This window comes from Sphingomonas koreensis (assembly GCF_002797435.1).
Taxonomy (GTDB): domain Bacteria; phylum Pseudomonadota; class Alphaproteobacteria; order Sphingomonadales; family Sphingomonadaceae; genus Sphingomonas; species Sphingomonas koreensis.
Genome location: NZ_PGEN01000001.1, coordinates 1,022,457 through 1,044,985 on the forward strand (window position 1 = coordinate 1,022,457; position 22,529 = coordinate 1,044,985).

Sequence of the window (22,529 nt, forward strand, 5' to 3'; positions counted from 1 at the left end):
GGGTAAGGGTTTAGCGGGTTGGCGCGACCCGGCAAGAGGCCACCCCTTCCGGCCCGCGCGCTTAGCCGGTAGGGGGAGGCAATGCTCCGTCTCTCCGGCCTCTCCCTTCCCCTCGATCACCCTTCCGACGCGATTGCGCCCGCGATCTGCCAGCGGCTCGGGATCGAAGCCGGCGACCTGCTTTCCTGGACGTTGTTCAAGCGCGGCAACGATGCGCGCCGCCGCAACGCGATCCAGCTCGTCTACACGCTCGACATCGCGCTCAGGAACGAGACGGAAGTGCTTGAGCGCCTTGCAGGCGACAAGGACGTCCGCCCCACGCCCGACATGGTCTATCGCCCGCCCGTCACCGCGCCGGAGGGCTGGTCGGGCAAGCGGCCGGTGGTAATCGGCGCGGGGCCGTGCGGCCTGTTCGCGGGCCTGATCCTTGCCCAGATGGGGTTCAGGCCGATCATCCTCGACCGCGGCAAGGTCGTCCGCCAGCGCACCAAGGATACCTGGGGCCTCTGGCGCCAGGCCAAGCTCAACCCCGACAGCAACGTCCAGTTCGGCGAGGGGGGCGCGGGCACCTTCTCCGACGGCAAGCTCTATTGCCGGGTCAAGGACCCGCGCTTCCTCGGCCGCAAGGTGCTTGAAGAGTTCGTGAAGGCGGGCGCGCCCGACGACATCTTGTGGGAGGCGCATCCGCATATCGGCACCTTCCGCCTCGTCACCATGGTCGAAAGCATGCGCGCCACGATCGAGGCGCTGGGCGGCGAATATCGCTGGGAAACCCGCGTCGATGATCTTGAGCTGGAACGCCTCCCCGACGGCAATCAGCGGCTGCGCGGCCTGCACCTGCACGACGGCAGCATCCTCGAGGCCGATCAGGTCGTGATGGCGGTCGGTCACAGCGCTCGCCCGACTTTCGAGATGCTCCACCGCCGCGGCGTGCATCTCGAAGCCAAGCCCTTCTCGATCGGCGTGCGGATCGAGCATCCGCAAAGCTGGGTCGATCAGGCGCGCTACGGCAAGTGCGCGGGCCATCCAGACCTTGGCGCCGCCGCCTACAGCCTCGCCCACCACGCCTCGAACGGGCGGACCGTCTACAGCTTCTGCATGTGCCCGGGCGGGCGCGTCGTCGCGGCGACCAGCGAGGAAGGCCGCGTCGTCACCAACGGCATGAGCCAGTATTCGCGCGCCGAGTTCAACGCAAATTCGGGCCTCGTCGTCGGCATCGATCCCGCGCGCGACTATCCCGACGGCCCGCTCGCCGGGATCGAACTGCAGCGGCATTGGGAGAGCCTCGCTTTCGAGGCCGGCGGCGGCAACTACCATGCGCCCGGCCAGCGCGTCGGCGACTTCCTCGCCGCGCGCGCCTCGACCGAACTCGGCGAAGTCACACCGAGCTACAAGCCCGGCGTGACGATGACCGATCTGTCGCGCTGCCTGCCTGGTTTCGCGGTCGATGCGATCCGGGAGGCGCTGCCGGTGTTCGGCCGCCAGATTGCCCGCTATGACCATCCCGACGCGGTGATGACCGGGGTCGAGACGCGCACCTCCTCGCCCGTCCGCATCACCCGCGGCAAGGACTTCCAGAGCCTCAATGTCGAGCGCCTCTTCCCTGCCGGCGAAGGCGCTGGCTATGCCGGCGGCATCCTGTCGGCCGCGATCGACGGCATCAAGATCGCCGAGGCGGTGGCGGCAAGTATAAGTACCAATAAATGACCTCAGCACGCTTTATTGGCTCGGTTGTCATAACCAATTTAACGATCTAGCCATAACCGAAACGATTCGCCTAAAGCGCGTTTCGGGGGATTTCGATGAGCCACGCGATGACGACGACCGAGATCTATCTCATCGCGATGCTGCTCATCTTCAGCGTGCCGTGGCTGATATGGCGCCTGTTTCGCACCGATTACTGGGCGCCGCTCGTCGTCGTCCAGATCATCGGCGGGATCCTGCTCGGTCCCGGCGTGCTCGGCGCGGCGTTCCCGGACTATTACCGCTTCGTCTTCAACCCGCAGGTGATCGTCGCGCTCAACGGCGTGGCATGGTGGGCGGTGATGATCTTCGTATTCATCGCCGGTCTGGAGCTGGATCTGTCACAGGCGTGGACGAAGCGGCGCGAGACCGGCATTACCGCGGGACTCGCACTGTTCGTGCCGCTCACATTGGGCGCGCTGGCGGCGCTCGCCATCCTGCAATGGCCCGGCTGGGCCGGGTCGCGGGGCGAGAGCTGGCAGGTCGTGCTGGGCATCGGCATGTCGTGCGCCGTCACCGCCCTGCCCATCCTCGTGCTGCTGATGGAGAAGATGGCGATCCTGCGCGAGCCGATCGGCCAGCGCATCCTGCGCTATGCCAGCCTCGACGATATCGCGATCTGGGGCGTACTGGCGATCATCCTGCTCGACTGGGAACGTGTCGGACGCCAGGCGGCGTTCCTGCTCGTTTTCGCGGCGGCCGCCTGGGCGGTCCGCCGCATCATGGCCCGGATCGGCGAGCCGGATCGCTGGTATGCCAGCCTGATCTGGCTCGCAGCCTGCGGGTTCGCGGCGGACTGGGCGGGGATCCACTTCATGGTCGGCGCCTTCCTCGCCGGCGCCGTGCTCGATCATCACTGGTTCGATCAGAAGCGCATGGACCTGTTCCGCGATCACGTGCTGTTCGCGATGATGCCTGTGTTCTTCCTTTCGACCGGCCTGCGCACGCAATGGGATGTTGGGGGCGTGGCCGTGTTCGCAGTAGCCGGATTGTTGCTGGTCGTCTCCGTCGCCGGCAAGCTCGCCGGAGTTCACCTCGCCGGGCGAGTGCTTCGCTGGCAGCCGGGCGAGGCGGGGATCATCGGCTGGCTGCTCCAGACCAAGGCGCTGATCATGATCATCTTCGCCAACATCCTGCTCGATCGGGGGATCATCACGAACGAGACCTTCACCGCGCTGCTGCTGATGGCAGTGGGCAGCACGATGCTGACCGTGCCGGTCGTCGCGCCGCGCCTGAAGGCGATGGCCGGGCTGGCGCGGAAGACGGGCTAGAACCGCGCCGCTTCAGTCCAGGTTCGGCCGCAGCCAGCGCTCCGCCTGTTCGATGCTCACCCCGCGGCGGGTGGCATATTCCTCCAGCTGGTCGCGGCCGACGCGGGCTACACCGAAATACTCGGCCTGCGGGTGTCCGAAATAGAAGCCGCTGACCGCCGCGGTCGGCAGCATCGCAAAGCTCTCGGTCAGGCTGATGCCAGTGCGCTTGTGCGCATCGAGCATGTCGAACAGGATCGGTTTCAGGCTGTGCTCGGGGCACGCCGGATAGCCCGGCGCCGGGCGGATGCCGCGATATTCTTCCTTGATCAGCGCCTCGTTGGTCAGCTGCTCGCCCTCGGCATAGCCCCACAGGGCGGTCCGCACATAATGGTGCAGCCGCTCGGCGAAGGCTTCCGCCAGGCGGTCGGCCAGCGCCTTGAGCAGGATGTCGGAATAATCGTCGATCGCGTTCTTGAAGCGCGCCAGGTGCGGCTCGATCCCGTGGATGCCCACTGCGAAGCCGCCGATCCAGTCGCCCTGACGATCGATGAAGTCGGCAAGACACATGTTCGCCCTGCCCTCGCGCTTCTGGATCTGCTGACGCAGCATCGGCAGCGTGACGTGCTTCTCGTCCTCGACATGGACGATGATGTCGTCGCCCTCGCGGCGGCACGGCCACAGGCCCGCCACGCCGCGCGCGGTCAGCCACTTCTCCTCGACGATCTTGTCGAGCATCTTCTGCGCGTCGGCGAACAGGCTGGTCGCGCTCTCGCCCACCACCTTGTCGGTCAGGATCGCAGGATAGTTGCCCGCCAGCTCCCACGCGCGGAAGAACGGCGTCCAGTCGATATACTGGCGAAGGTCGGCGAGATCCCAGTCGGGGAAGCTGTGAACGCCGGGCATCCGCGGCTTGCCGGGCTTCAGGCTCATGTCGGCCTCGAACGCATTGTCGCGCGCGACCGCGATCGGCACCAGCTCGCTCTGCCCCTTGTTGGCGCGCGCGATCCGGACCGCCTCATATTCCCCGGCGACCTTCGCCACATAGTCGTCGCGGATCGTGTCGGAGACGAGCGTGGTCGCAACGCCCACCGCGCGGCTCGCGTCCAGCACATGGACCACAGGCCCATCATAGGCCGGGGCGATCTTGAGCGCGGTGTGCACCTTGCTCGTCGTCGCGCCGCCGATCAGCAGCGGCATCGTCATCCGCGCGCGCTTCATCTCCTCGGCGACCGTCACCATCTCGTCGAGCGACGGGGTGATCAGGCCGGAAAGGCCGATCATGTCGGCGTCATTCTCGTTCGCCGCCTCCAGGATCTTCGACCAGGGCACCATCACGCCCAGATCGACGACTTCGAAGCCGTTGCACTGCAGCACCACGCCTACGATGTTCTTGCCGATATCGTGGACGTCGCCCTTGACGGTCGCCATCACGACCTTGCCCTTGCCCTTGGCGCCCGGCTCCTTCGCCGCCTCGATATAGGGCAGCAGGTGCGCCACCGCCTTTTTCATCACGCGCGCGGACTTGACCACCTGCGGCAGGAACATCTTGCCGCTGCCGAACAGGTCGCCGACGACGTTCATCCCGTCCATCAGCGGGCCCTCAATCACCTCGATCGGGCGATCGGCCTTCTGGCGGCACTCCTCGGTATCCTCGACCACATATTGGTCGATGCCCTTGACCAGCGCATGCTCCAGGCGCTTCTCGACCGCCCAGCCGCGCCATTCGGCCGCCTGCTTCTCGGCGACCGCGTCGGTGCCGCGGAACTTCTCGGCCAGCGCCACCAGCCGCTCGCCCGCCTCGGGATCGCGATTGAGGATGACGTCCTCGCATGCGGTGCGCAGTTCCGGCTCGATCTGGTCATAGACGTCGAGCTGGCCGGCGTTGACGATCGCCATGTCCATGCCCGCGGGAATGGCGTGATAGAGAAACACCGAGTGCATTGCTTTCCGCACCGGCTCGTTGCCGCGGAACGAGAAGGAGAGGTTCGACAGGCCGCCCGAGATATGGACGTGCGGGCAGCGCGCCTTGATCTCGCGGCAAGCCTCGATGAAATCCACGCCGTAGTTGTTGTGCTCCTCGATCCCCGTCGCCACCGCGAACACATTGGGGTCGAAGATGATGTCCTCGGGCGGGAAGCCGATGCCCACCAGCAGCTTGTAGGCGCGCTCGCAGATCTCGACCTTGCGATCCTTGGTATCCGCCTGCCCGACCTCATCGAACGCCATCACCACCACCGCGGCGCCATAGGCCATGCATTTGCGCGCATGCTCCAGGAACTGGTCGACGCCTTCCTTCATGCTGATCGAATTGACGATCGGCTTGCCGGAAACGCACTTCAGCCCCGCCTCGATCACGTCCCATTTCGAGCTGTCGACCATCACCGGGATGCGCGCAATGTCGGGCTCGGCCTGAATGAGCTTCAGGAAAGTCGTCATCGCCTCGTGCGCGTCGAGCAGCCCTTCGTCCATGTTGACGTCGAGCACCTGCGCACCGCTCTCCACCTGCTGCAACGCGACCTCGATCGCGGCGGTATAGTCGCCCGCCATGATCAGCTTCTTGAAGCGCGCCGATCCGGTGACGTTGGTACGCTCGCCGATGTTGACGAAGGCGGTGGAGGAGGTGGTCATGGGTTCAAACTCGTTCCCCTCCCGCTTGCGGGAGGGGTTAGGGGTGGGCGCCCGCTATCCACGGGCTGCATCGCTGGAGGAGGACGACCGCCCACCCCCGAGCCCCTCCCGCAAGCGGGAGGGGAGAAAAATCACGCCGCCATCGTGAACGGCTCGAGGCCCGCGAGCCGCGTCCGCACCTCGGGCACCGGAATCGCGCGCGGCGGCAGCCCGGCCACCGCATCGGCGATCGCCTTGATATGCGCCGGGGTCGATCCGCAGCAGCCGCCCAGCACATTGACCTGCGCCTGCTCCGCCCACTCGCCGACAAGGCCCGCCGTCGTCTCCGGCGCCTCGTCATAGGCACCCAACTCATTGGGCAGGCCCGCGTTCGGATAGACCATGATCAGCGTGTCGCACAGACCCGACAGCGTCTTCACATGCGGACGCAACTGCTCCGCACCGAACGAGCAGTTGAGCCCGATCGTCACCGGCTTGGCATGCCGCACCGCGTGCCAGAACGCCTCGACCGTATGGCCCGACAGGTTGCGGCCCGACAGGTCGGTCAGCGTCATCGACAGCATGATCGGCAGGTCGCGGCCCAGCGCCTGCCCCGCCTCGATCGCGGCCATGATTCCGGCCTTGGCATTGAGCGTGTCGAACACCGTCTCGATCAGGACGAAGTCGATCCCGCCCTCGACCAGCGCGTCGATCTGTTCGCGATACACGTCCTTCAGGTGATCGAAGTCGATCTCGCGATAGCCGGGATCGTTGACGTCGGGCGACAGCGACAGCGTCTTGTTGGTCGGGCCGAGCGCGCCGGCGACGAAGCGCGGACGACCATCCTTGGCCTCGAACTCGTCGGCGATGGCACGTGCCATCTTCGCGCTCTCGCAATTGATCGCATGGACCAGATGCTCGGCGCCATAATCGGCCTGGCTGATGCGGTTGGCCGAGAAGGTGTTGGTCTCCGCGATGTCCGCCCCCGCTTCGAAATAGGCGCGGTGGATGCTCGCCGGCACCTCGGGCTTGGTCAGCGCGAGGATGTCGTTGTTGCCCTTCTGGTCGTGGCTCAAACCCAGATCGCCCGCATAGGCCGCCTCGTCGAGCTTCCAGTTCTGAATCTCGGTGCCGAACGCGCCGTCGGTGATCAGGATGCGCTTGGCGGCTTCCGCCATCAGCTTCTCGCGCGCAGTCATGCTGCCTTCTCCCCGCTCAGATCAGTCGGCCGCACACCCAGCAGATGGCAGATCGCATAGGACAGCTCCGCGCGGTTGAGCGTGTAGAAATGGAACTGGCGCACCCCGCCCGCATAGAGCTTGCGGCACAGCTCGGCCGCCAGCGTCGCCGAGACCAGCTGCCGTGCCGACGGATGATCGTCCAGCCCGTCGAACAAGCGCGCCATCCAGCCCGGGACCGCAGTGCCGCACATCGCCGACATCTTCTGCACGGCGGCAAAGCTCATCACCGGCATGATGCCCGGAACGATCTCGGCATTGATCCCCGCCGCAGCCACGGCGTCGCGGAAACGCAGGAAGGTCTCCGGCTCGAAGAAGAACTGCGTGATCGCCCGGTTCGCGCCGGCGTCGATCTTGCGCTTGAGGTTGTCCAGGTCATGCGCCGCGTCGGGCGAATCCGGATGACATTCGGGATAGGCCGCCACCGAAATCTCGAACGGATGCAGCTTGCGCAGCCCCGCGACCAGCGCCGCCGCATTCTCATAGCCGCCCTGCGGGGACACGAACTTCGCCCCTGCCGTCGGCGGATCGCCGCGCAGCGCGACGATGTGGCGCACGCCCGCCGCCCAATATTCCTCGGCGACCGCATCGATCTCCTCGCGCGTCGCCTCGACACAGGTGAGGTGCGCGGCAGCGGCGATCGGCGTCTCGCGCGCGATACGCGCGACGGTGTTGTGCGTGCGCTCACGCGTCGATCCGCCCGCGCCGTAGGTGACGGACACGAAGCGCGGGCCCAGCGGCGACAGCGTCTGGATCGATTCCCAAAGCGTCTCTTCCATCTTCTCCGTCTTGGGCGGGAAGAATTCGAAACTGACGTCGATATCGCCGGCCACGTCCGCGAACAGCGGGGCACCGGGGTCCAGAACCAAACTCATGCTGCTTTCACTTTCCCAAGAGGCTGGCCAACCTTTCGCGCCAGCCACAATTTCACCGTCAGTTCACCGCCCTCAAGCGTCTCGGTCTTCACCGGCGCCAGATCCGCGGCCTCGAACCAGCCGCGCATCTGCTCGTCCGAAAAGCCCAGGCGGACATGCCCTTCGCGCTGGCGCAGTTCCTCCCGGTCGTGCGGCGCGAAGTCAGCGATCAACAGCCGCCCGTTCGTCCCCAGAACGCGCGCCGCCTCGCGGATCGCCGCCCCCGGTTGCTGTGCGAAGTGGAGCACATGATGCAGGATCGCCGCGTCCGCCTCATCATCCGCCATCGGCAGCGCGTAGAGGTCCGCCTGGCGCAGCTCGGCATTGGCCAGGCCCTGCCCCGACAGCTTGGCGCGCGCGAGCCGCAGCATCTCGGAGCTGCGATCGATGCCAAGCGCGCTCTTCGCCTTGGGCGCGAACAGCTCCAGCATCCGGCCGGTGCCGGTGCCGATATCGATCAGCCGCTCGATCGCCGTATCGCCCAGCGCAGCCGACATCGCCGCCTCGACCTGCTCCTCTGCGACGTGGAGCGACCGGATCGCGTCCCAATCGCCGGCATGGGTCTCGAACCACTCTTCGGCGGCCGCGGCGCGATCTGCGCGGACCGCCGCCAGGCGCGCGCTGTCCGCTACCGCCCAATGATCGGCGTCGTCCACCGACCAGGCATCGAGCGCGGCCAGCACCGGCCGAACGTTGCGATCATCGCCCAGAGCGACGAACACCCAGCTGCCTTCCTTGCGCCGCTCGGCGAGCCCGGCATCGCACAGGATCTTCACGTGCCGGGAGACGCGCGGCTGGCTTTGCCCCAGCACCTGCGCCAGCTCGCCCACGCTCAGCTCCATGGAGCGCAGCAGCGCCAGGATGCGCAGCCGCGTCGAATCCGCGAGCGCGCGGAAGATTTCGAGAGCGATCTTCATGGGATTAGAGATATAAAGATATCTTTATATCAGGTCAATGACGGGCATGTCCCCGCGATAGGCGCACAGCGGGTCACCGCGCAACAACCGATCGCTTTGCCCGGCGATACCGTAACTTGATGACGGCGCTCAGGCGGCGCGCGCTTCCTCGACGATCGGCACCAGCGCCATCAGGAACTGGTGAGCGCTCGCTTCCCAGGTAAAGCCCCTGCCATATTCGGCACAGGCGGCACGGTCCTTCGTCAGCGCTGCGGCGATCGCGGCGTCGAGATCCTCGTCCATCGCCCCCGTTTCGGGCGTCAGGATGTCGACCGGCCCGGTCACCGGATAGGCCGCGACCGGCGTGCCGCACGCCAGCGCCTCGATCATCACCAGCCCGAACGTATCGGTCTTGCTGGGGAAGACGAACACGTCGGCGGCGGCATAGGCGCTTGCCAGTTCTCCCCCGAACATCGACCCCAGGAAACGCGCCTGCGGATATTTGGCGGCCAGCGCCGTCCTCGCGGGGCCATCGCCGACCACCACCTTGGTCCCCGGATGCTTCGACGCGAGGAACGCTTCCAGATTCTTCTCGACCGCGACGCGGCCGACATAGAGCTGCACCGGCCCCTCGAGCCCGGCCATCGCCGGATGCGGCTCAAGCCCCGGCCGGAAATTGGCGAGGTCGACCCCGCGCCCCCAGTGCCGCACCTGCGTCAGCCCGTGATCGACCAGCGCCTGCCGGATCGAGGGGGTGGAGGCGAGGATCGACTGCGCCGGGGCATGGAACCAGCGGATATAGCGCCAGACCCACTCGGCCGGTACGCCCGAGCGCGCCTCGACATAGTCCGGGAACTGCGTGTGATAGGCGGTGGTGAACGGGAAATCATGCTTGAGGCACCAGCGCCGCGCCGCGACGCACACCGGCCCTTCGGTCGCAAGGTGCACCGCATGCGGCGAAAACTCATCGAGCAGATCGCCGATCGTCCGGCTGCGCACCATCGCGAGGCGGATCTCGGGGTAGGTCGGGCAGGGCACCGAATAGAAAAGATCGGGCGAGATCACGAGCACCTTGTGCCCCTGCGCCTCGAGCACCCGGCGCACCGACTGCAGTGTGCGGACGACACCGTTCACCTGGGGCTCCCAGGCGTCGGTCACGATCGCGATCCGCATCTCTTCTTCGATCAAGCTGCCGCCAGCGCCTCGACCCGTTGCGGGTCGAGGGGCTCGCGTGCTGCGATCTCGTCGGCCCAGTGGAGAATTTCCATCCGGCCATCGTAATGCTCGACCAGCGCGGTGCAACCCTCCACCCAATCGCCGTCGTTATAATATTCGATCCCGTCGATCTCGCGCATCTCGGCTGTGTGGATATGCCCGGCGATCACGCCGTCCACGCCCCGCGCCCCCGCCTCCTTCGCGACGATTTCCTCGAAGTTGGAGATGAACTCGACCGCGTTCTTGACCCTCTGCTTGGCGTGCTTGCTCAGCGACCAATAGGGCAGCCCGCGCCAGCGCCGGTATTTGTTGCACCAGCGGTTGAGCGCCATCACCGCCGTGTAGGCAGCGTCGCCCAGATGCGCGAGCCAGCGGTGCGACAGGGTGATCGCATCGAACTCGTCGCCGTGCAGCACCAGCAGACGGCGTCCATCGGCGGTCTGGTGGATCGCCTGACGCTTGATCTCGACCCCGCCGAAGCTGAGGCCGGTGAACTGGCGGAAGATCTCGTCATGGTTGCCGGGAACGTAGATCACCCGGGTTCCGCGCTTGGCGCGCTTGAGGATGCGCCAGACGATGTCGTTGTGGGCCGCAGGCCAGTAGAATTTCTTCTTCAGCTGCCAGCCGTCGATGATGTCGCCGACCAGGTAGATCGTGTCGCTGTCGACGTGATCGAGGAAGTCGATCAGCATCTCTGCGTTGCAGCCGCGCGTGCCGAGATGGATGTCGGAAATCCAGATCGTGCGGAATTGCTTTCGCCCGCCGATCACCCGTTCGGGGATCGTCGGGTTGGAAGCCGTGAAATCCGCGAGATCGGCGACGTGGCCGTCGAACGGAAGCCGAGTGATCGTGGCCATAAACGCCCCGCAACAAGTCCTTGCCCGCGGGAGCCTATGAATCGCGAATGTTACAGCTGGGCGCGTTGCCGAGTCATCGCCGTGTCACGCAGTGATGGGAATGTAACCCTTCAGCCCTTCGACCCGCGCAATCCATGCCCGCACCGCCTGCCAGGGCGCGAGTTCGAACCCGCCCTCTTCCGCGACATGCGTATAGGCATAGAGGCAGATGTCGGCGACGCTCGGTCCATTGCCGACGAACCAGTCGCGATTCGCCAGATGCTCGTCCATCAGCTTGAGCGCCGCATCGCCGCCGGCGCGCTTGCCGGGCAGCATCGCACGCTGGAGGTCGCTCAGATTCTCCTCGCCGACCCAGCCCATCCAGAAGCGCACCGTCGCGATGTTGGGCTCGTGGTTATACTGTTCCCAGAACATCCAGCGCAGCATGTCGGCCCGGTCGAACGGATCGGCCGGGATCAGCCCCGTACCCTCGGCGATGTAGAAGGCGGCAGCGTTGCTTTCGGGCAGAAAGCGGCCGCCATCCTGCAGCACCGGGATGCGGCCATTGGCGTTGACGTTGGCCAGGAATGCCTCGGTCCGCGTCTCGCCCTTCAGGATATCATAGTCGCGACGCTCGATCGGTGTGCCCGACAGCGCGGCGGCGAGCCGGATCTTGTAGCAGTTACCCGACGCCGCATATTCGTGAAGAATCAGCATGACACCCCCGTGGTCGATCCCTGCGCGAAATGCGCCTGCGGCCGCCCTAGTGAAACCCCCTTCCCCCGCAAACCGCGATCGACGCACCGCCATCGCATATCGACATACGTATTCAGCCGCTGGCCGCTTTACCCGCGCCGGCACCATTTCTATCGCGCGGATATCCGGCGGCGAAGACCGGTGGTCCAGAGGGAGACGAGAGGATGGCGGGACTGCGATGGCTTTGGGCACTGGCCCTGCTGATGGTCGCGGCGAGCGCTGCCGTCCCGGCGCAGGCCGCGCCACGCCTCATTCGCCACGCGGCCTTCCAGTCCGCTGAGGTCAGCCCCCGCGACGTCACCGTCTGGCTGCCCGACGGCTATCGCGCGGACGGCCCGCCGCTGCCCGTGATCTACATGCAGGACGGACAGAATCTGCACGAAGGCTCGCGTGCGTTCGGCGGGCAGAGCTGGGGCGTCGGCGAGACCGCCGCGCGCCTGATCCGCGAGGGGAAGATCCCGCCCGTCATCATCGTCGGCATCGACAATTCGGCGACGCGCGGCCGCGACTACCTGCCCCAGCGCATCTACGACCTGCTGCCCGAAGCCAGCCGCACGATGATCCGGGACGGCTGGGGCGGCGCGCCGCAATCGGACGCCTATCTCAACTTCCTCGTCCGCGAGCTAAAGCCCTTTATCGACAAACAATACCGCACCCGGACGGACCGGGCATCGACCTTCGTCATGGGCTCGTCGATGGGCGGCCTGATCTCGCTCTACGCGCAGGTCCAGTATCCGGAGGTATTCGGCGGCAGCGCCTCGCTGTCGATGCACTGGCTGCTCGGCAATTCGGGCGCGCCGCTGCCCGAGCCACCGCTCTACACCCGGCAGGTGCTGCGCGCGTTCGAGACCTGGATCGCGCTCGCCCATCTCTCGCCGAACCGCCATCGCATCTACGTCGATCGCGGGACCGAGACGCTCGACGCGCGCTACACGCCCTACACCGCGCCGTTCGAGACGTTCATGCGCCGTGCCGGCTGGGGCGACAGCTTCACCAGCCGTATCTATCCCGGCACCGATCATAGTGAAAAATCATGGTCCGCGCGGCTCGCCGATCCGCTGACCTTCCTGCTCGCGCCCGGCGACGGCGCGGAGGCGCAGACCGAAGCCGCCCGGCTCGCCCAGCTCCGCGCCGCGCAGGCGCCCGACGACTATCTGCTCGCGAAATTCCGCAGCGCCGATATCGTGCTGCTGGGCGAGGATCACGCCGTCAAGCAGAGCATCGCCTTCGTCGCCAACGCAATCCCTAAGCTCTACGCCGCGGGCGTCACCAACCTCGTCATGGAATTCGGTGCCGAGGAGGATCAGGCAGCGCTCGACCGGCTGGTGACCGCGCCGGCCTATGACGCCGCGGCCGCCCGCCAGCTCATGTTCAACTACAACGTCATGTGGAGCTGGCAGGACTATCGCGACCTCTACCGCGCGGTCTGGGCGTTCAACCGGACGCTGCCCCGGGGCAGGCCGCCGTTCCGCATCGTCAACATGAGCTACGTCTTCGACTGGAGCGGCTTTTCCGGCACCCGTACGCCCGAGACGCTGCGCCAGGTCTTCCCGCGCGGCATGGTCGATCAGTTCCGTGCCGAGCGGATCGCCCGCGAGGTGCTGGACAAGGACCAGAAGGCGCTGGTGCTGACCGGCACGCTCCACGCCTTCACCCGCTTTGCGGCGGGACAGACGCAGAGCGACGGCGACGGCTTCTGCCAGCGCACCGCCAACGCGCTCGGCAACCGTCTGCATGCCGCCTATGGCAACCGCATCACCAATGTGATGCTCCACCAGTCACTGCCCGCGCTTCCCGGCCGCCGCGCTGTCTTCGAGCAGCCGGGCGACGGCGCGGTCGAGCGGATCATCCGCCTGAACGGCAACCGGCCCGCCGGGTTCGACCTGCGCGGCGCACCGATGGGATCGATCCGCGATTACAGCTATTACGGGATCTGCGACCGCGACTTCACCCTCGCGGACCTGTTCGACGGCTATATCTTCCTCGCGCCGTTCAGGGATCTGCGCGCCGCGACGCCCGATACCGGGTTCGTCGACGAAGCGAACCTCGAGCGCGCGATCGAACAGTTCCCCGACCCCGACTGGGCGCCGCGCCCGGCGAACCTCGCCCAGGCCCGCGCGCACCTGCTCGACATGGCGAAGCAGATCGATGCCCGCTACGCCGCGCTCGCCGGAACCGACTAGGCCGTCACCAGCACGATCTTCCCCATATGCGCGCCGCTTTCCATATGGCGGTGCGCCCCGGCCGCTTCGGCAAGCGGGAAGGTCCGGTCGATCACCGGCCTCAGCTTCCCGGCCGCGACGTGCGGCCAGACGTTGCGTTCCAGTTCGTCCGCGACCAGCGCCTTGAACGCCACGTCGCGCGCGCGCAGCGTCGATCCGGTCAGCGTCAGGCGGCGGCGCATGATCTCGAACACCGGCACGGTCGCCTGCATCCCGCCCTGCGCCGCGATCGAGACGTGGCGGCCGTCATCGGCCATGCAGCGGATGTTCCGCGCCACATAGTCGCCACCGACCATGTCGAGCACGACGTGGACGCCGCGCCCCTCGGTCACGTCCTTGACCCGGGCGACGAAATCCTCGGTCCTGTAGTTGATCGCATGATCGGCCCCATGTGCCAGGCACGCCGCGACCTTGTCGTCGCTGCCCGCTGTCACGATCACCTTCAGTCCGAACAGCTTGCACAGCGAAATCGCCATCGTGCCGATCCCGCTGGTGCCGCCATGCACCAGCACGGTCTCACCTTCGGTCGCATAGCCGCGCTCGAACAGGTTGGTCCACACGGTGAACAAGGTCTCGGGCATCGCCGCGGCCTCGACCAGGGTCAGTGCGTCCGGCACGGTCAGGCACTGGCCGGCGGGCGCGACGGCATATTCGGCATAGCCGCCGCCGGCGACCAGCGCGCAAACGCGCTGGTGCATCATCTCGGGCGGGACGCCGGCCCCCATCGCCACCACTTCACCCGCGACTTCAAGGCCCGGAATCGTCGTCACGCCCGGCGGCGGCGGATAGGCGCCCAGCCGCTGGACGACATCGGGACGGCTCACCCCCGCCGCGGCGACGCGGATCAGCACCTCGCCCGCGCCCGGCTGCGGCACCGGCCGCTCGACGGGAACAAGCACCTCCGGCCCGCCCGGCACCTCCGGATCGATTGCCGTCATAAGCTGTGGCACGCGCGTCATGCTGCTTCCCCCTGCCGCCATGAATCGGGTGCCGAAGGCGCGACGTCAAGGCTTCAACCGCCTAATCTATCGCCAGTTTATACTGCCGGGGCCGCTTGACATTGCCCGGACGGCATCCGACGCTGCACTGCAATGGACGAGGCCGATCTTCCCCGTCGCAAGGACGACCCCGCCGCGCAGCTCGCCCGGCAAGACCTCGACCCCTTCTCGGTCGAGGAACTCACCGAGCGCATCCAGCTTCTCGAAGCGGAGATCGCGCGCTGCCGGCAGAAGATGGAACGCGCCGTTAACCATCGCGCAAGCGCAGACGCCCTATTCAAGCGATGAGCGTAGGACCGGAGATCGGGCGCAACGCCATGAACTCCGGTGCGAGGCTTGCAGTGCTTGATGCAAAGGGCCGCACTTCCAACATTGGAAAAGACGGGCCGCATGTCCTGATGGCCCGACTGGAGTTGTATCCGAATGCCTAGTTTCGCCTCCGCCCTGGAATCGACCCTTCACCGCGCTCTGGAAGCCGCGAGCTCGCGCCGCCACGAATATGCGACGCTCGAGCATCTGCTGCTGGCGCTGGTCGATGATGAGCACGCCTCGAAGGTGATGAGCGCGTGCGGCGTGGACCTCGACGAGCTCAAGACCACGGTCGCGCATTATCTCGACACCGAACTTCAGGCGCTGCGCGTCGATCAGGCGACCGATCCCTCGCCCACCAGCGGCTTCCAGCGCGTCGTCCAGCGCGCGATCCTTCACGTCCAGTCCTCGGGCCGCGACGAGGTGACCGGCGCCAATGTGCTCGTCGCGCTGTTCAGCGAGCGCGAGAGCTATGCCGTCTATTTCCTGCAGCAGCAGGACATGAGCCGCCTCGATGCGGTGAGCTTCATCAGCCATGGCGTCGGCAAGGGTGCGACCCCGGCCGACACCGCGCCGCCCAAGGGCGCGGTCGAAGAAGAGAAGCCGGCGAAGAACGAGGGCGGCAAGAAGGGCGAAAGCGCGCTCAAGCAGTTCACCGTCGATCTCAACGAGAAGGCGAAGGCAGGCAAGGTCGATCCGCTGATCGGTCGCGGGCCGGAGGTCGACCGCACCGTCCAGATCCTGTGCCGCCGCAGCAAGAACAACCCGCTCTATGTAGGCGATCCCGGCGTCGGCAAGACCGCCATCGCCGAAGGCCTCGCGCGCAAGATCGTCGAGGGCGACGTCCCCGACGTGCTCAAGGAAGCCGTGATCTACTCGCTCGACATGGGCGCGCTGCTTGCCGGCACGCGTTATCGCGGTGATTTCGAGGAGCGGCTGAAACAGGTCGTATCGGAGCTGGAGAAGCTCCCCCATGCCGTCCTCTTTATCGACGAGATTCATACGGTGATCGGTGCGGGCGCGACCAGCGGCGGCGCGATGGATGCGTCGAACCTGCTCAAGCCGGCGCTGTCGGGCGGATCGATCCGCTGCATCGGATCGACGACCTACAAGGAATTCCGCAATCACTTCGAGAAGGACCGCGCGCTGCTGCGCCGGTTTCAGAAGATCGACGTCAACGAGCCGACGGTCGAGGATACGATCAAGATCCTCGCGGGCCTGCGCACCGCGTTCGAGGATCATCACAAGGTCAAGTACACGCCCGAGGCGATCAAGTCCGCCGTCGAACTGTCGAGCCGGTACATCAACGACCGCAAGCTGCCCGACAAGGCGATCGACGTGATCGACGAAGTCGGCGCGATGCAGATGCTGGTGCCGCCCTCGAAGCGCAAGAAGACGATCACTGCCAAGGAGATCGAGGCGGTGATCGCGACGATGGCGCGCATCCCGCCGAAATCGGTCTCGACCGACGACACCAAGACGCTCGCCAACCTCGAGACCGACCTGAAACGCGTCGTGTTCGGGCAGGACAAGGCGATCGAGGTGCTGGCCTCGGCGATCAAGCTCAGCCGCGCCGGCCTGCGCGATCCCGAAAAGCCGATCGGCAACTATCTGTTCACCGGCCCGACCGGCGTCGGCAAGACCGAGGTTACCAAGCAGCTCGCCGAACTGCTCGGCATCCCGCTGCAGCGCTTCGACATGTCCGAATATATGGAGCGCCACAGCGTCAGCCGCCTGATCGGCGCGCCTCCGGGCTATGTCGGCTATGACCAGGGCGGCCTGCTCACCGACGCGATCGACCAGCAGCCGCATTGCGTGCTGCTGCTGGACGAGGTCGAAAAGGCGCATCCCGACCTGTTCAACATCCTGTTGCAGGTGATGGACAACGGCAAGCTGACCGATCATCACGGCAAGACCGTCGATTTCCGCAACGTCATCCTGGTGATGACGACCAATGCGGGCGCGTCGGACATGGCGCGCGAGAGCATCGGCTTCGGCGAGATCAGCCGCGACGACGTTCAGGAAGACGCGGTGAAGAAGCTCTTCACCCCCGAATTCCGCAACCGCCTCGATGCGATCGTGCCGTTCGACTATCTGCCGCCCAAGGTGGTCGAGCGGGTGGTGGAGAAGTTCATCCTCCAGCTCGAACTCCAGCTTGCCGATCGCGGCGTGCACATCGCCCTCGACGACGAGGCGAAGGCATGGCTCACCGAGCGCGGCTATGACAAGCTCTATGGCGCCCGCCCGATGGGCCGCCTGATCCAGGAGAAGATCAAGCAGCCGCTGGCCGAGGAGCTGCTGTTCGGCAAGCTCGTCCATGGCGGTGAGGTCGAGGTGAAGCTGAAGGACGGCGCGCTGACCTTCGCGATCACCCCCGCTGCACCCAAGCGGCCCAAGAAGGGCGGCGGCAAGAAGACCGTCGCCGCCAAGGCCAAGTAACCCAAAGGGGCGGGGTCACTCCCGCCCCTCTCTTCATCGGGTCCGGCACAGGCGGCGATCGCTTCGACGGAAAGGTTGCGGCCGCATCGAGCGCTGCTGCGGGATCATAGCCGAACACCCAGCCTGCGCCGATCCCGGCCGGGGCGGCCCGCAGATCATAAGAAACGGTCCTAATGCCTCATTATCTTTACCAGTTGTTCGGCTCCTGCGCGTAGACCCCCGGCATGGTTCGTGGCTTTGCCGCCCTCCTCGGAACGCTGCTCGCGGCGCTGATGCTGCTCGCGGCTCCGCCCGCGCATGCCCAGATCGCGAATCTCGGCGCCGGCCAGGTCGGCCGCCCGCTCAGCGTCTGCGTCCTGCGCGCCCAGCCGGGCGACGACCCCGCCCGGGTGATTCGCCAGCCGCAACGCTTCGACTGCACGACCAAGCAGACCGATTTCGGCCCGGGCGACTATTGGGTGATCTCGAACCCGATCGGCGAATATTCCTCCTTCGACAACCCGCTCGTCGCCCGGCTGGGCAGCGTGTGGCAAAAGCGGCTGGCACTCCACGTCCTCCATGCCGACGGCAGCCTCACGACAATGGCGGACGACAATCGCGGCATCACCAGGCGCATCCAGCTCGGCGCGATCGTCGAATACCCCCTTCCCCATACGCACAGCGCAATCCAGCGCCTGATGTGGAAGGTCGAGGGCGCGGGCAATCTGCGCGGGATCGTCGTCGGCCCGCGCCTTGCGGACAAGGCGCAGAGCGATCGATCCAACCTGGTCATGGCGGCGATCTACAGCGGCTTTGGCGGCCTCGCGCTGGCGCTGCTCGTCTATAATTTCGCGCTCTGGGCCTCGCTCCGGCACCGGTTCCAGCTTGCCTATTGCCTGATGGTTGCGGCGCTGATGGCCTATGCCTTCACCTCGTCCGGCGCGATGGCCTGGCTGGTGCCCGATATCGCCAATAACGACCGGCTGCGTCTCAACTATCTGCTGCTCACCCTCGCCTGCTCCTCCGCGCTGCTGTTCGCGCGTGCCTTCTTCGAGGAGCATGTGTTCGGCCCGCGATTGCGGCTGACGATCCGGATCACCGTCGCGGTGCTGACCGGCACCGGCTTCCTCTTCGTACTGTTCGCCCCCCTCGGTATCCAGTTCGTCGATCGGGTCTACAGCTGGGTCTTTCTCGGCGTGCTGATCTGTGTCTCCGCGACGCTGTGGAGCGCGTGGCGCGGCCGATCCAATTTCCTCTGGGTGTTCGCGCTCGCCTGGGCGCTGCCGATCTTCGCCGCCAGCCTGCGCACCCTCGCCAATCTCGGGCTGATCCGCTGGAACTTCTGGCTCGACAATTCGACGATCCTGTCGATGGCGGCGGAGGCGCTGATCTCCTCGGTCGCGATCGCCTATCGCATCCGCCTGCTCAGCCGCGAGCGCGACGCCGCGGTTGCCGCCGAAACGGTCGCGCGCCGCCTTGCCGATACCGATCCGCTCACCGGTCTGCTCAACCGCCGTTCGTTCCTGTCGCAGGCGATCGGCCGCCCCGGCGCGCAGACGCTGCTGATCCTCGACCTCGACCATTTCAAGCAGGTCAACGACACGCTCGGCCATGACGGCGGGGACGAGGTGCTGCGCGTGGTCGCGCGCACCCTGCGCACCGTTGCCCCGGCCAACGCGCTGATCGCCCGCTTCGGTGGCGAGGAATTCGCGCTCGTCACCGAGATGGCCGAGCCGATCGATCCCAATGTCATCCTCGCCCGCCTGCGCGCCACGCGGATGCCGTTCGACCTGCGCGTCACCGCCAGCATCGGCAGCGCGACCGGCCCGCTGAATGCCGAGCCGGACTGGAAGGCGCTCTATCGCGCCGCGGACACCGCCTTGTTCGCAGCCAAGTCTGCCGGCCGCGATCGCGCCCGCTCCGCAAGCAAGGCGGCCTGAGCGGGCGCGATCCTACCCCAATTCAGTTGCCGTTCAGCCGTCGCGTGCGTAATGACCCGCGGCGTAGGGAGGCCGCGGACGATGGACAGTTTCAGCAAGCGCAGGATCGCACTCGCCGGCGGCGGCGCGGCATTGCTGGCGCTGACCGCAATGTCTCCGCAAACGGCAAATATCCGCATCATCACACACGACGTGACCGACACCGCGCCGCGCAGATTCCAGGCAGCGGTCGATTTCGGCGTCATGGCCGTTTCGGTGCTCTATACCTGGACGGCAAGGCGCGCGAGCCGCTGAATTCTGCCGCGTTGACTCGCCCTGCGAGTTGCTTACATTCCTGTAAATGAGCGTTCCAGAGCAGGTTTGGCCCGAGCAGGTCTGGCGTACCGCCTATCGTCACCCCGGTCCCTGGGATCAGCCCTTGCCGCCGCTGTCGATGGCCGCCGCGTTCGACGATTCGGCGCAGCGCATGGGCAATGCCCCGCTGCTCGATTTCATGGGCCGGCATTACAGCTATGCCGAGACGCTCGACGGCGCCAACCGCGTCGCCTGCGGCCTCAGGGCGCTGGGCTACGGACCGGGCGACCGGATCGGCCTGTTCCTGCCCAACGTCCCCCATTATGTCGCGGCCTATTACGGCATCCTCAAGCTCGGCGCGACGGTGGTCAATTTCTCGCCGCTCTATTCGGTCGAGGAGCTGGAGGCCCAGGTCGCGGATTCGGGCACGCGCCTGCTGTTCACGATCAGCGCCACCGCACTGCTCCCCACCGCGCTCAAGGTTCTGGAGGCGAGCAGCCTCGAACGGCTCGTCGTCGGTTCGGTCGCGGGCGCGCTGCCCGCCGCCAAGTCGCTGCTCTACCGCTGGTTCAAGGCGAAGGAGGTCGCGGAAAAGCCCGACGATCCCCGCATCATCGCCTTCTCGAAGCTGATCGCCAATGACGGCGCGTGCACGACCGCGGCGATCGACCCCGAAACGCATCTCGCGCTGATCCAATATACCGGCGGCACCACCGGCGTGCCCAAGGGCGCGATGCTCACCCACCAGAACCTAACCGCCAATGCGCGGCAGGTGGCGAGGCTCGATCCGGAACTCGGCACGACCAAGGACAAGGTGCTGGGCGTGCTGCCCTTCTTCCACGTCTTCGCCAACACCTGCGTCCTTAACCGCACCGTCATCACCGGCGGCGAGATCGTGATGCTCCCGCGCTTCGACGCGGCGCAGGCGCTCGCCGCGATCACCCGCACCCGCCCGCTCGCGCTGCCCGGCGTGCCGACGATGTTCCAGGCGCTGCTCGATCACCCCAATTCGGCCTCGACCGACTGGTCGAGCCTCAAATACTGCATCTCGGGCGGTGCGCCGCTTCCGGCCGAGCTCAAGACCCGGTTCGAGGCCGCGACCGGCGCCAAGCTGATCGAAGGCTATGGCCTGTCCGAAAGCTCGGGCGTGGTCTCCGCCAATCCCTATGTCGCCGAGGGCAAGTCGGGCACGATCGGCCAGCCGATCATCGCCACGCGCGTCCGGCTGGTGGACAAGGAGGATCCGTCGAAGCCGGCGCCCGAGGGCGAGCCGGGCGAGATCGTCGTCGCCGGACCGCAGATCATGGGCGGCTATTGGGACCGGCCCGAGACCGACGACAGCACCTTCTGCACCGACGCTACCGGCCAGAAATGGCTGCGCACCGGCGATGTCGGCCAGATCGACGAAGACGGGTTCATCAAGATCGTCGATCGCCTCAAGGATATGATCGCCGTCGGCGGGTTCAAGGTCTTCCCCAAGCATATCGAGGACGTGCTCTACCGCCATCCCGCGGTGAAGGAGGCGCTCGTGGTCGGCATGCCCGATTCCTATCGCGGCGAGACCCCGCGCGCCTATGTCGCGCTCAACGACGATGCCGATCCGGTGACGGGCAACGCGTTGCGCGACTGGCTCAACCCCCAGCTCGGCAAGCATGAGCGGGTCGATGCGGTGGTCATCCGCGACAAGCTGCCCAAGACGATGATCGGCAAGCTCAGCCGCAAGGATTTGCTGATCGAGATCGCGGCGGAAGCCAGCGTCTAGGCGCCGCCGCTGATGGTTATCCCGCGACGCCTCGGCTTTCGGGCATCGCCGGCGGGTTAACGAATGACCGGAACGGGGTGGTCAGCGGTCGGGCAGCTACTGGGAGCCCAAGGCATGATAGCTGCCGTTCACTGTTCAGAAGGCTAAACCCGCGAGAAGCGCATCTCGAACTTCCCTTCCCCTTACTCGGTTGATTGCAGATGGAGTTGGTTCCGCAGCCTTTGCGAGACATATCGCCGAGAATGGCTGATCTGGTCGAGGACGCCCAGTGGTCTCTCGTTACATCGTCGCGAATTGGAGCTTATGTCGCAGAGGCTCAGATCGAAAAGGCTGGGGTGCGACTTAGTTTTTTCTGCATCAAGGGCGAGGCGGAATATAGCGTATCGCTCTCAGTGGCGGAATATCCCAAGCTTGATGAACAATTTCGGTCCGCGCCTCTCATGGAGGTTCTGCGGTCGATTGGGGTGGAACCTTCCGACCATGATGATGCATTCACCCTGGCCTCGCTTCACCTCAACGAAATCAAGAAACACGTGCTATATCGGGCGAAGAGGAGGTTGCCGCGGGTTTATAAGACAATGATCGCTTGCCTAGTGTTTGGGCTTGGCTGGATCTTTTCGAAACACTTCCTCGTATCGATCGCACATTGAGCTGGAAATGACCGGCAACGGCGCTGAATAGATGACAGCTTTCAGACAATTCCCGGCCACTGCTGAACGACTGCCTTGGGGTCGAGAACGGCCATTCTTCCAATGCGTCCGCTTGTTCGATACCGTTGCCTGATGGACGTTCTAGATTGGCTGGCTCATTGGTACGAAGCGCAATGCGACGGGGATTGGGAGCACGGCTTCGGTCCTGCGATCAGCACGATCGACAATCCGGGATGGTCAATCAAAATCGACCTAGCAGGCACAGATTGCGATGGTCGCGTCCTCGAACGAACAACGCATAACTATAAGCACGAAACCGACTGGTGGACATGCTGGACAGAAGGCAACGTGTTCCACGGCGCCGGCGGCCCTCTTCACCTTCGATCCCTTTTGGAGGCTTTCCGAGGATGGGCAACTAACGTCTGCTAAGGGGTCGGATCGGGAATGTCGGCTTCAAAGCGAAGATGCCGGAAATCGG

General features: G+C 65.9%; 18 protein-coding genes. 10 read left to right on the forward strand and 8 right to left on the reverse strand.

Annotated features, from left to right (window positions below; translation table 11 throughout):
* The first annotated feature begins 81 nt into the window (after window positions 1-81).
* Window positions 82-1,707 carry an NAD(P)/FAD-dependent oxidoreductase gene (locus BDW16_RS04875; RefSeq protein WP_066577525.1) on the forward strand — a complete coding sequence of 542 codons (1,626 nt, stop codon included), beginning with the start codon at window positions 82-84 and terminating at the stop codon, window positions 1,705-1,707.
* 107 nt (window positions 1,708-1,814) lie between these two features.
* Entirely contained in the window at window positions 1,815-3,014 is a 1,200-nt protein-coding gene (locus BDW16_RS04880) for a cation:proton antiporter (protein WP_083954291.1), read from the forward strand.
* Between the two features lie 12 nt (window positions 3,015-3,026).
* Here the strand turns inward: BDW16_RS04880 and metH are convergent, their stop codons facing one another.
* The 7 genes from metH to BDW16_RS04915 form a co-directional block, all read right to left on the reverse strand.
* Complete coding sequence (gene metH, locus BDW16_RS04885) at window positions 3,027-5,624, reverse strand: methionine synthase (RefSeq protein ID WP_066577521.1); 2,598 nt, start codon at window positions 5,622-5,624, stop codon at window positions 3,027-3,029.
* 131 nt (window positions 5,625-5,755) lie between these two features.
* Complete coding sequence (locus BDW16_RS04890) at window positions 5,756-6,802, reverse strand: homocysteine S-methyltransferase family protein (RefSeq protein ID WP_066577516.1); 1,047 nt, start codon at window positions 6,800-6,802, stop codon at window positions 5,756-5,758.
* Window positions 6,799-7,716 (reverse strand): methylenetetrahydrofolate reductase, encoded by a 918-nt coding sequence (gene metF, locus BDW16_RS04895; protein ID WP_066577510.1) that lies wholly within the window; start codon window positions 7,714-7,716, stop codon window positions 6,799-6,801. Before metF ends, BDW16_RS04890 begins: the two co-directional genes overlap by 4 nt.
* Window positions 7,713-8,672, reverse strand: coding sequence for an ArsR/SmtB family transcription factor (locus BDW16_RS04900; RefSeq protein WP_066577507.1), 960 nt, complete (start codon window positions 8,670-8,672; stop codon window positions 7,713-7,715). The genes metF and BDW16_RS04900 overlap by 4 nt, the downstream gene beginning before the upstream one ends.
* Before the next feature lie 129 nt (window positions 8,673-8,801).
* On the reverse strand, window positions 8,802-9,824 hold the full coding sequence (locus BDW16_RS04905; protein ID WP_066577504.1) for a glycosyltransferase family 4 protein: 1,023 nt from the start codon (window positions 9,822-9,824) through the stop codon (window positions 8,802-8,804).
* Between the two features lie 11 nt (window positions 9,825-9,835).
* Window positions 9,836-10,723, reverse strand: a complete 888-nt coding sequence (locus BDW16_RS04910) for a UDP-2,3-diacylglucosamine diphosphatase (protein ID WP_066577502.1) — start codon at window positions 10,721-10,723, stop codon at window positions 9,836-9,838.
* An 84-nt stretch (window positions 10,724-10,807) separates the two neighbouring features.
* A complete protein-coding gene (locus BDW16_RS04915; protein ID WP_066577494.1) occupies window positions 10,808-11,419 on the reverse strand; it encodes a glutathione S-transferase family protein in 612 nt (203 codons plus the stop codon).
* A 203-nt stretch (window positions 11,420-11,622) separates the two neighbouring features.
* Between BDW16_RS04915 and BDW16_RS04920 the strand changes: the two genes are divergently transcribed.
* Complete coding sequence (locus tag BDW16_RS04920; RefSeq protein ID WP_083954280.1) at window positions 11,623-13,641, forward strand: alpha/beta hydrolase; 2,019 nt, start codon at window positions 11,623-11,625, stop codon at window positions 13,639-13,641.
* On the opposite strand, the gene BDW16_RS04925 is transcribed toward BDW16_RS04920, so the two are convergent.
* Window positions 13,638-14,639 (reverse strand): NAD(P)H-quinone oxidoreductase, encoded by a 1,002-nt coding sequence (locus tag BDW16_RS04925; protein WP_174532051.1) that lies wholly within the window; start codon window positions 14,637-14,639, stop codon window positions 13,638-13,640. The two genes, BDW16_RS04920 and BDW16_RS04925, sit on opposite strands and share 4 nt — an antisense overlap.
* A 132-nt stretch (window positions 14,640-14,771) precedes the next feature.
* Between BDW16_RS04925 and BDW16_RS04930 the strand changes: the two genes are divergently transcribed.
* From BDW16_RS04930 to BDW16_RS21915, 7 genes are all read left to right on the forward strand, one after another.
* A complete protein-coding gene (locus BDW16_RS04930) occupies window positions 14,772-14,966 on the forward strand; it encodes a DUF1192 domain-containing protein (protein WP_066577486.1) in 195 nt (64 codons plus the stop codon).
* Between the two features lie 135 nt (window positions 14,967-15,101).
* Window positions 15,102-17,426: an ATP-dependent Clp protease ATP-binding subunit ClpA gene (clpA, locus tag BDW16_RS04935; protein WP_066577484.1), complete on the forward strand. Its 2,325-nt coding sequence runs from the start codon at window positions 15,102-15,104 to the stop codon at window positions 17,424-17,426.
* 224 nt (window positions 17,427-17,650) lie between these two features.
* The gene (locus BDW16_RS04940; RefSeq protein WP_066577481.1) at window positions 17,651-19,345 is read left to right on the forward strand and encodes a sensor domain-containing diguanylate cyclase; all 1,695 of its coding nucleotides are present in this window, start codon (window positions 17,651-17,653) and stop codon (window positions 19,343-19,345) included.
* An 81-nt stretch (window positions 19,346-19,426) separates the two neighbouring features.
* A complete protein-coding gene (locus tag BDW16_RS04945) occupies window positions 19,427-19,639 on the forward strand; it encodes a hypothetical protein (RefSeq protein ID WP_066577479.1) in 213 nt (70 codons plus the stop codon).
* Window positions 19,640-19,685: 46 nt separating this feature from the next.
* The gene (locus tag BDW16_RS04950; RefSeq protein ID WP_066577476.1) at window positions 19,686-21,401 is read left to right on the forward strand and encodes a long-chain-fatty-acid--CoA ligase; all 1,716 of its coding nucleotides are present in this window, start codon (window positions 19,686-19,688) and stop codon (window positions 21,399-21,401) included.
* 242 nt (window positions 21,402-21,643) lie between these two features.
* Window positions 21,644-22,051 carry a hypothetical protein gene (locus BDW16_RS04955; RefSeq protein ID WP_066577472.1) on the forward strand — a complete coding sequence of 136 codons (408 nt, stop codon included), beginning with the start codon at window positions 21,644-21,646 and terminating at the stop codon, window positions 22,049-22,051.
* Between the two features lie 132 nt (window positions 22,052-22,183).
* A complete protein-coding gene (locus tag BDW16_RS21915) occupies window positions 22,184-22,480 on the forward strand; it encodes an immunity 53 family protein (RefSeq protein WP_083954279.1) in 297 nt (98 codons plus the stop codon).
* Window positions 22,481-22,529: the final 49 nt, after the last annotated feature.

Excerpts from the sequence above, each read along its gene's own strand:
- BDW16_RS04940 (WP_066577481.1), top strand. The coding sequence starts at position 17,651 with ATGGTTCGTGGCTTTGCCGCCCTCCTCGGAACGCTGCTCGCGGCGCTG.
- BDW16_RS04930 (WP_066577486.1), top strand. The coding sequence starts at position 14,772 with ATGGACGAGGCCGATCTTCCCCGTCGCAAGGACGACCCCGCCGCGCAG.
- clpA (WP_066577484.1), top strand. The coding sequence starts at position 15,102 with ATGCCTAGTTTCGCCTCCGCCCTGGAATCGACCCTTCACCGCGCTCTG.
- BDW16_RS21915 (WP_083954279.1), top strand. The coding sequence starts at position 22,184 with ATGGACGTTCTAGATTGGCTGGCTCATTGGTACGAAGCGCAATGCGAC.
- BDW16_RS04910 (WP_066577502.1), bottom strand. The coding sequence starts at position 10,723 with ATGGCCACGATCACTCGGCTTCCGTTCGACGGCCACGTCGCCGATCTC.
- BDW16_RS04875 (WP_066577525.1), top strand. The coding sequence starts at position 82 with ATGCTCCGTCTCTCCGGCCTCTCCCTTCCCCTCGATCACCCTTCCGAC.
- BDW16_RS04915 (WP_066577494.1), bottom strand. The coding sequence starts at position 11,419 with ATGCTGATTCTTCACGAATATGCGGCGTCGGGTAACTGCTACAAGATC.
- BDW16_RS04900 (WP_066577507.1), bottom strand. The coding sequence starts at position 8,672 with ATGAAGATCGCTCTCGAAATCTTCCGCGCGCTCGCGGATTCGACGCGG.
- BDW16_RS04880 (WP_083954291.1), top strand. The coding sequence starts at position 1,815 with ATGACGACGACCGAGATCTATCTCATCGCGATGCTGCTCATCTTCAGC.
- BDW16_RS04955 (WP_066577472.1), top strand. The coding sequence starts at position 21,644 with ATGGCTGATCTGGTCGAGGACGCCCAGTGGTCTCTCGTTACATCGTCG.
- metF (WP_066577510.1), bottom strand. The coding sequence starts at position 7,716 with ATGAGTTTGGTTCTGGACCCCGGTGCCCCGCTGTTCGCGGACGTGGCC.
- BDW16_RS04950 (WP_066577476.1), top strand. The coding sequence starts at position 19,686 with ATGAGCGTTCCAGAGCAGGTTTGGCCCGAGCAGGTCTGGCGTACCGCC.
- BDW16_RS04925 (WP_174532051.1), bottom strand. The coding sequence starts at position 14,639 with ATGACGCGCGTGCCACAGCTTATGACGGCAATCGATCCGGAGGTGCCG.
- BDW16_RS04890 (WP_066577516.1), bottom strand. The coding sequence starts at position 6,802 with ATGACTGCGCGCGAGAAGCTGATGGCGGAAGCCGCCAAGCGCATCCTG.
- BDW16_RS04945 (WP_066577479.1), top strand. The coding sequence starts at position 19,427 with ATGGACAGTTTCAGCAAGCGCAGGATCGCACTCGCCGGCGGCGGCGCG.
- BDW16_RS04920 (WP_083954280.1), top strand. The coding sequence starts at position 11,623 with ATGGCGGGACTGCGATGGCTTTGGGCACTGGCCCTGCTGATGGTCGCG.
- BDW16_RS04905 (WP_066577504.1), bottom strand. The coding sequence starts at position 9,824 with ATGCGGATCGCGATCGTGACCGACGCCTGGGAGCCCCAGGTGAACGGT.
- metH (WP_066577521.1), bottom strand. The coding sequence starts at position 5,624 with ATGACCACCTCCTCCACCGCCTTCGTCAACATCGGCGAGCGTACCAAC.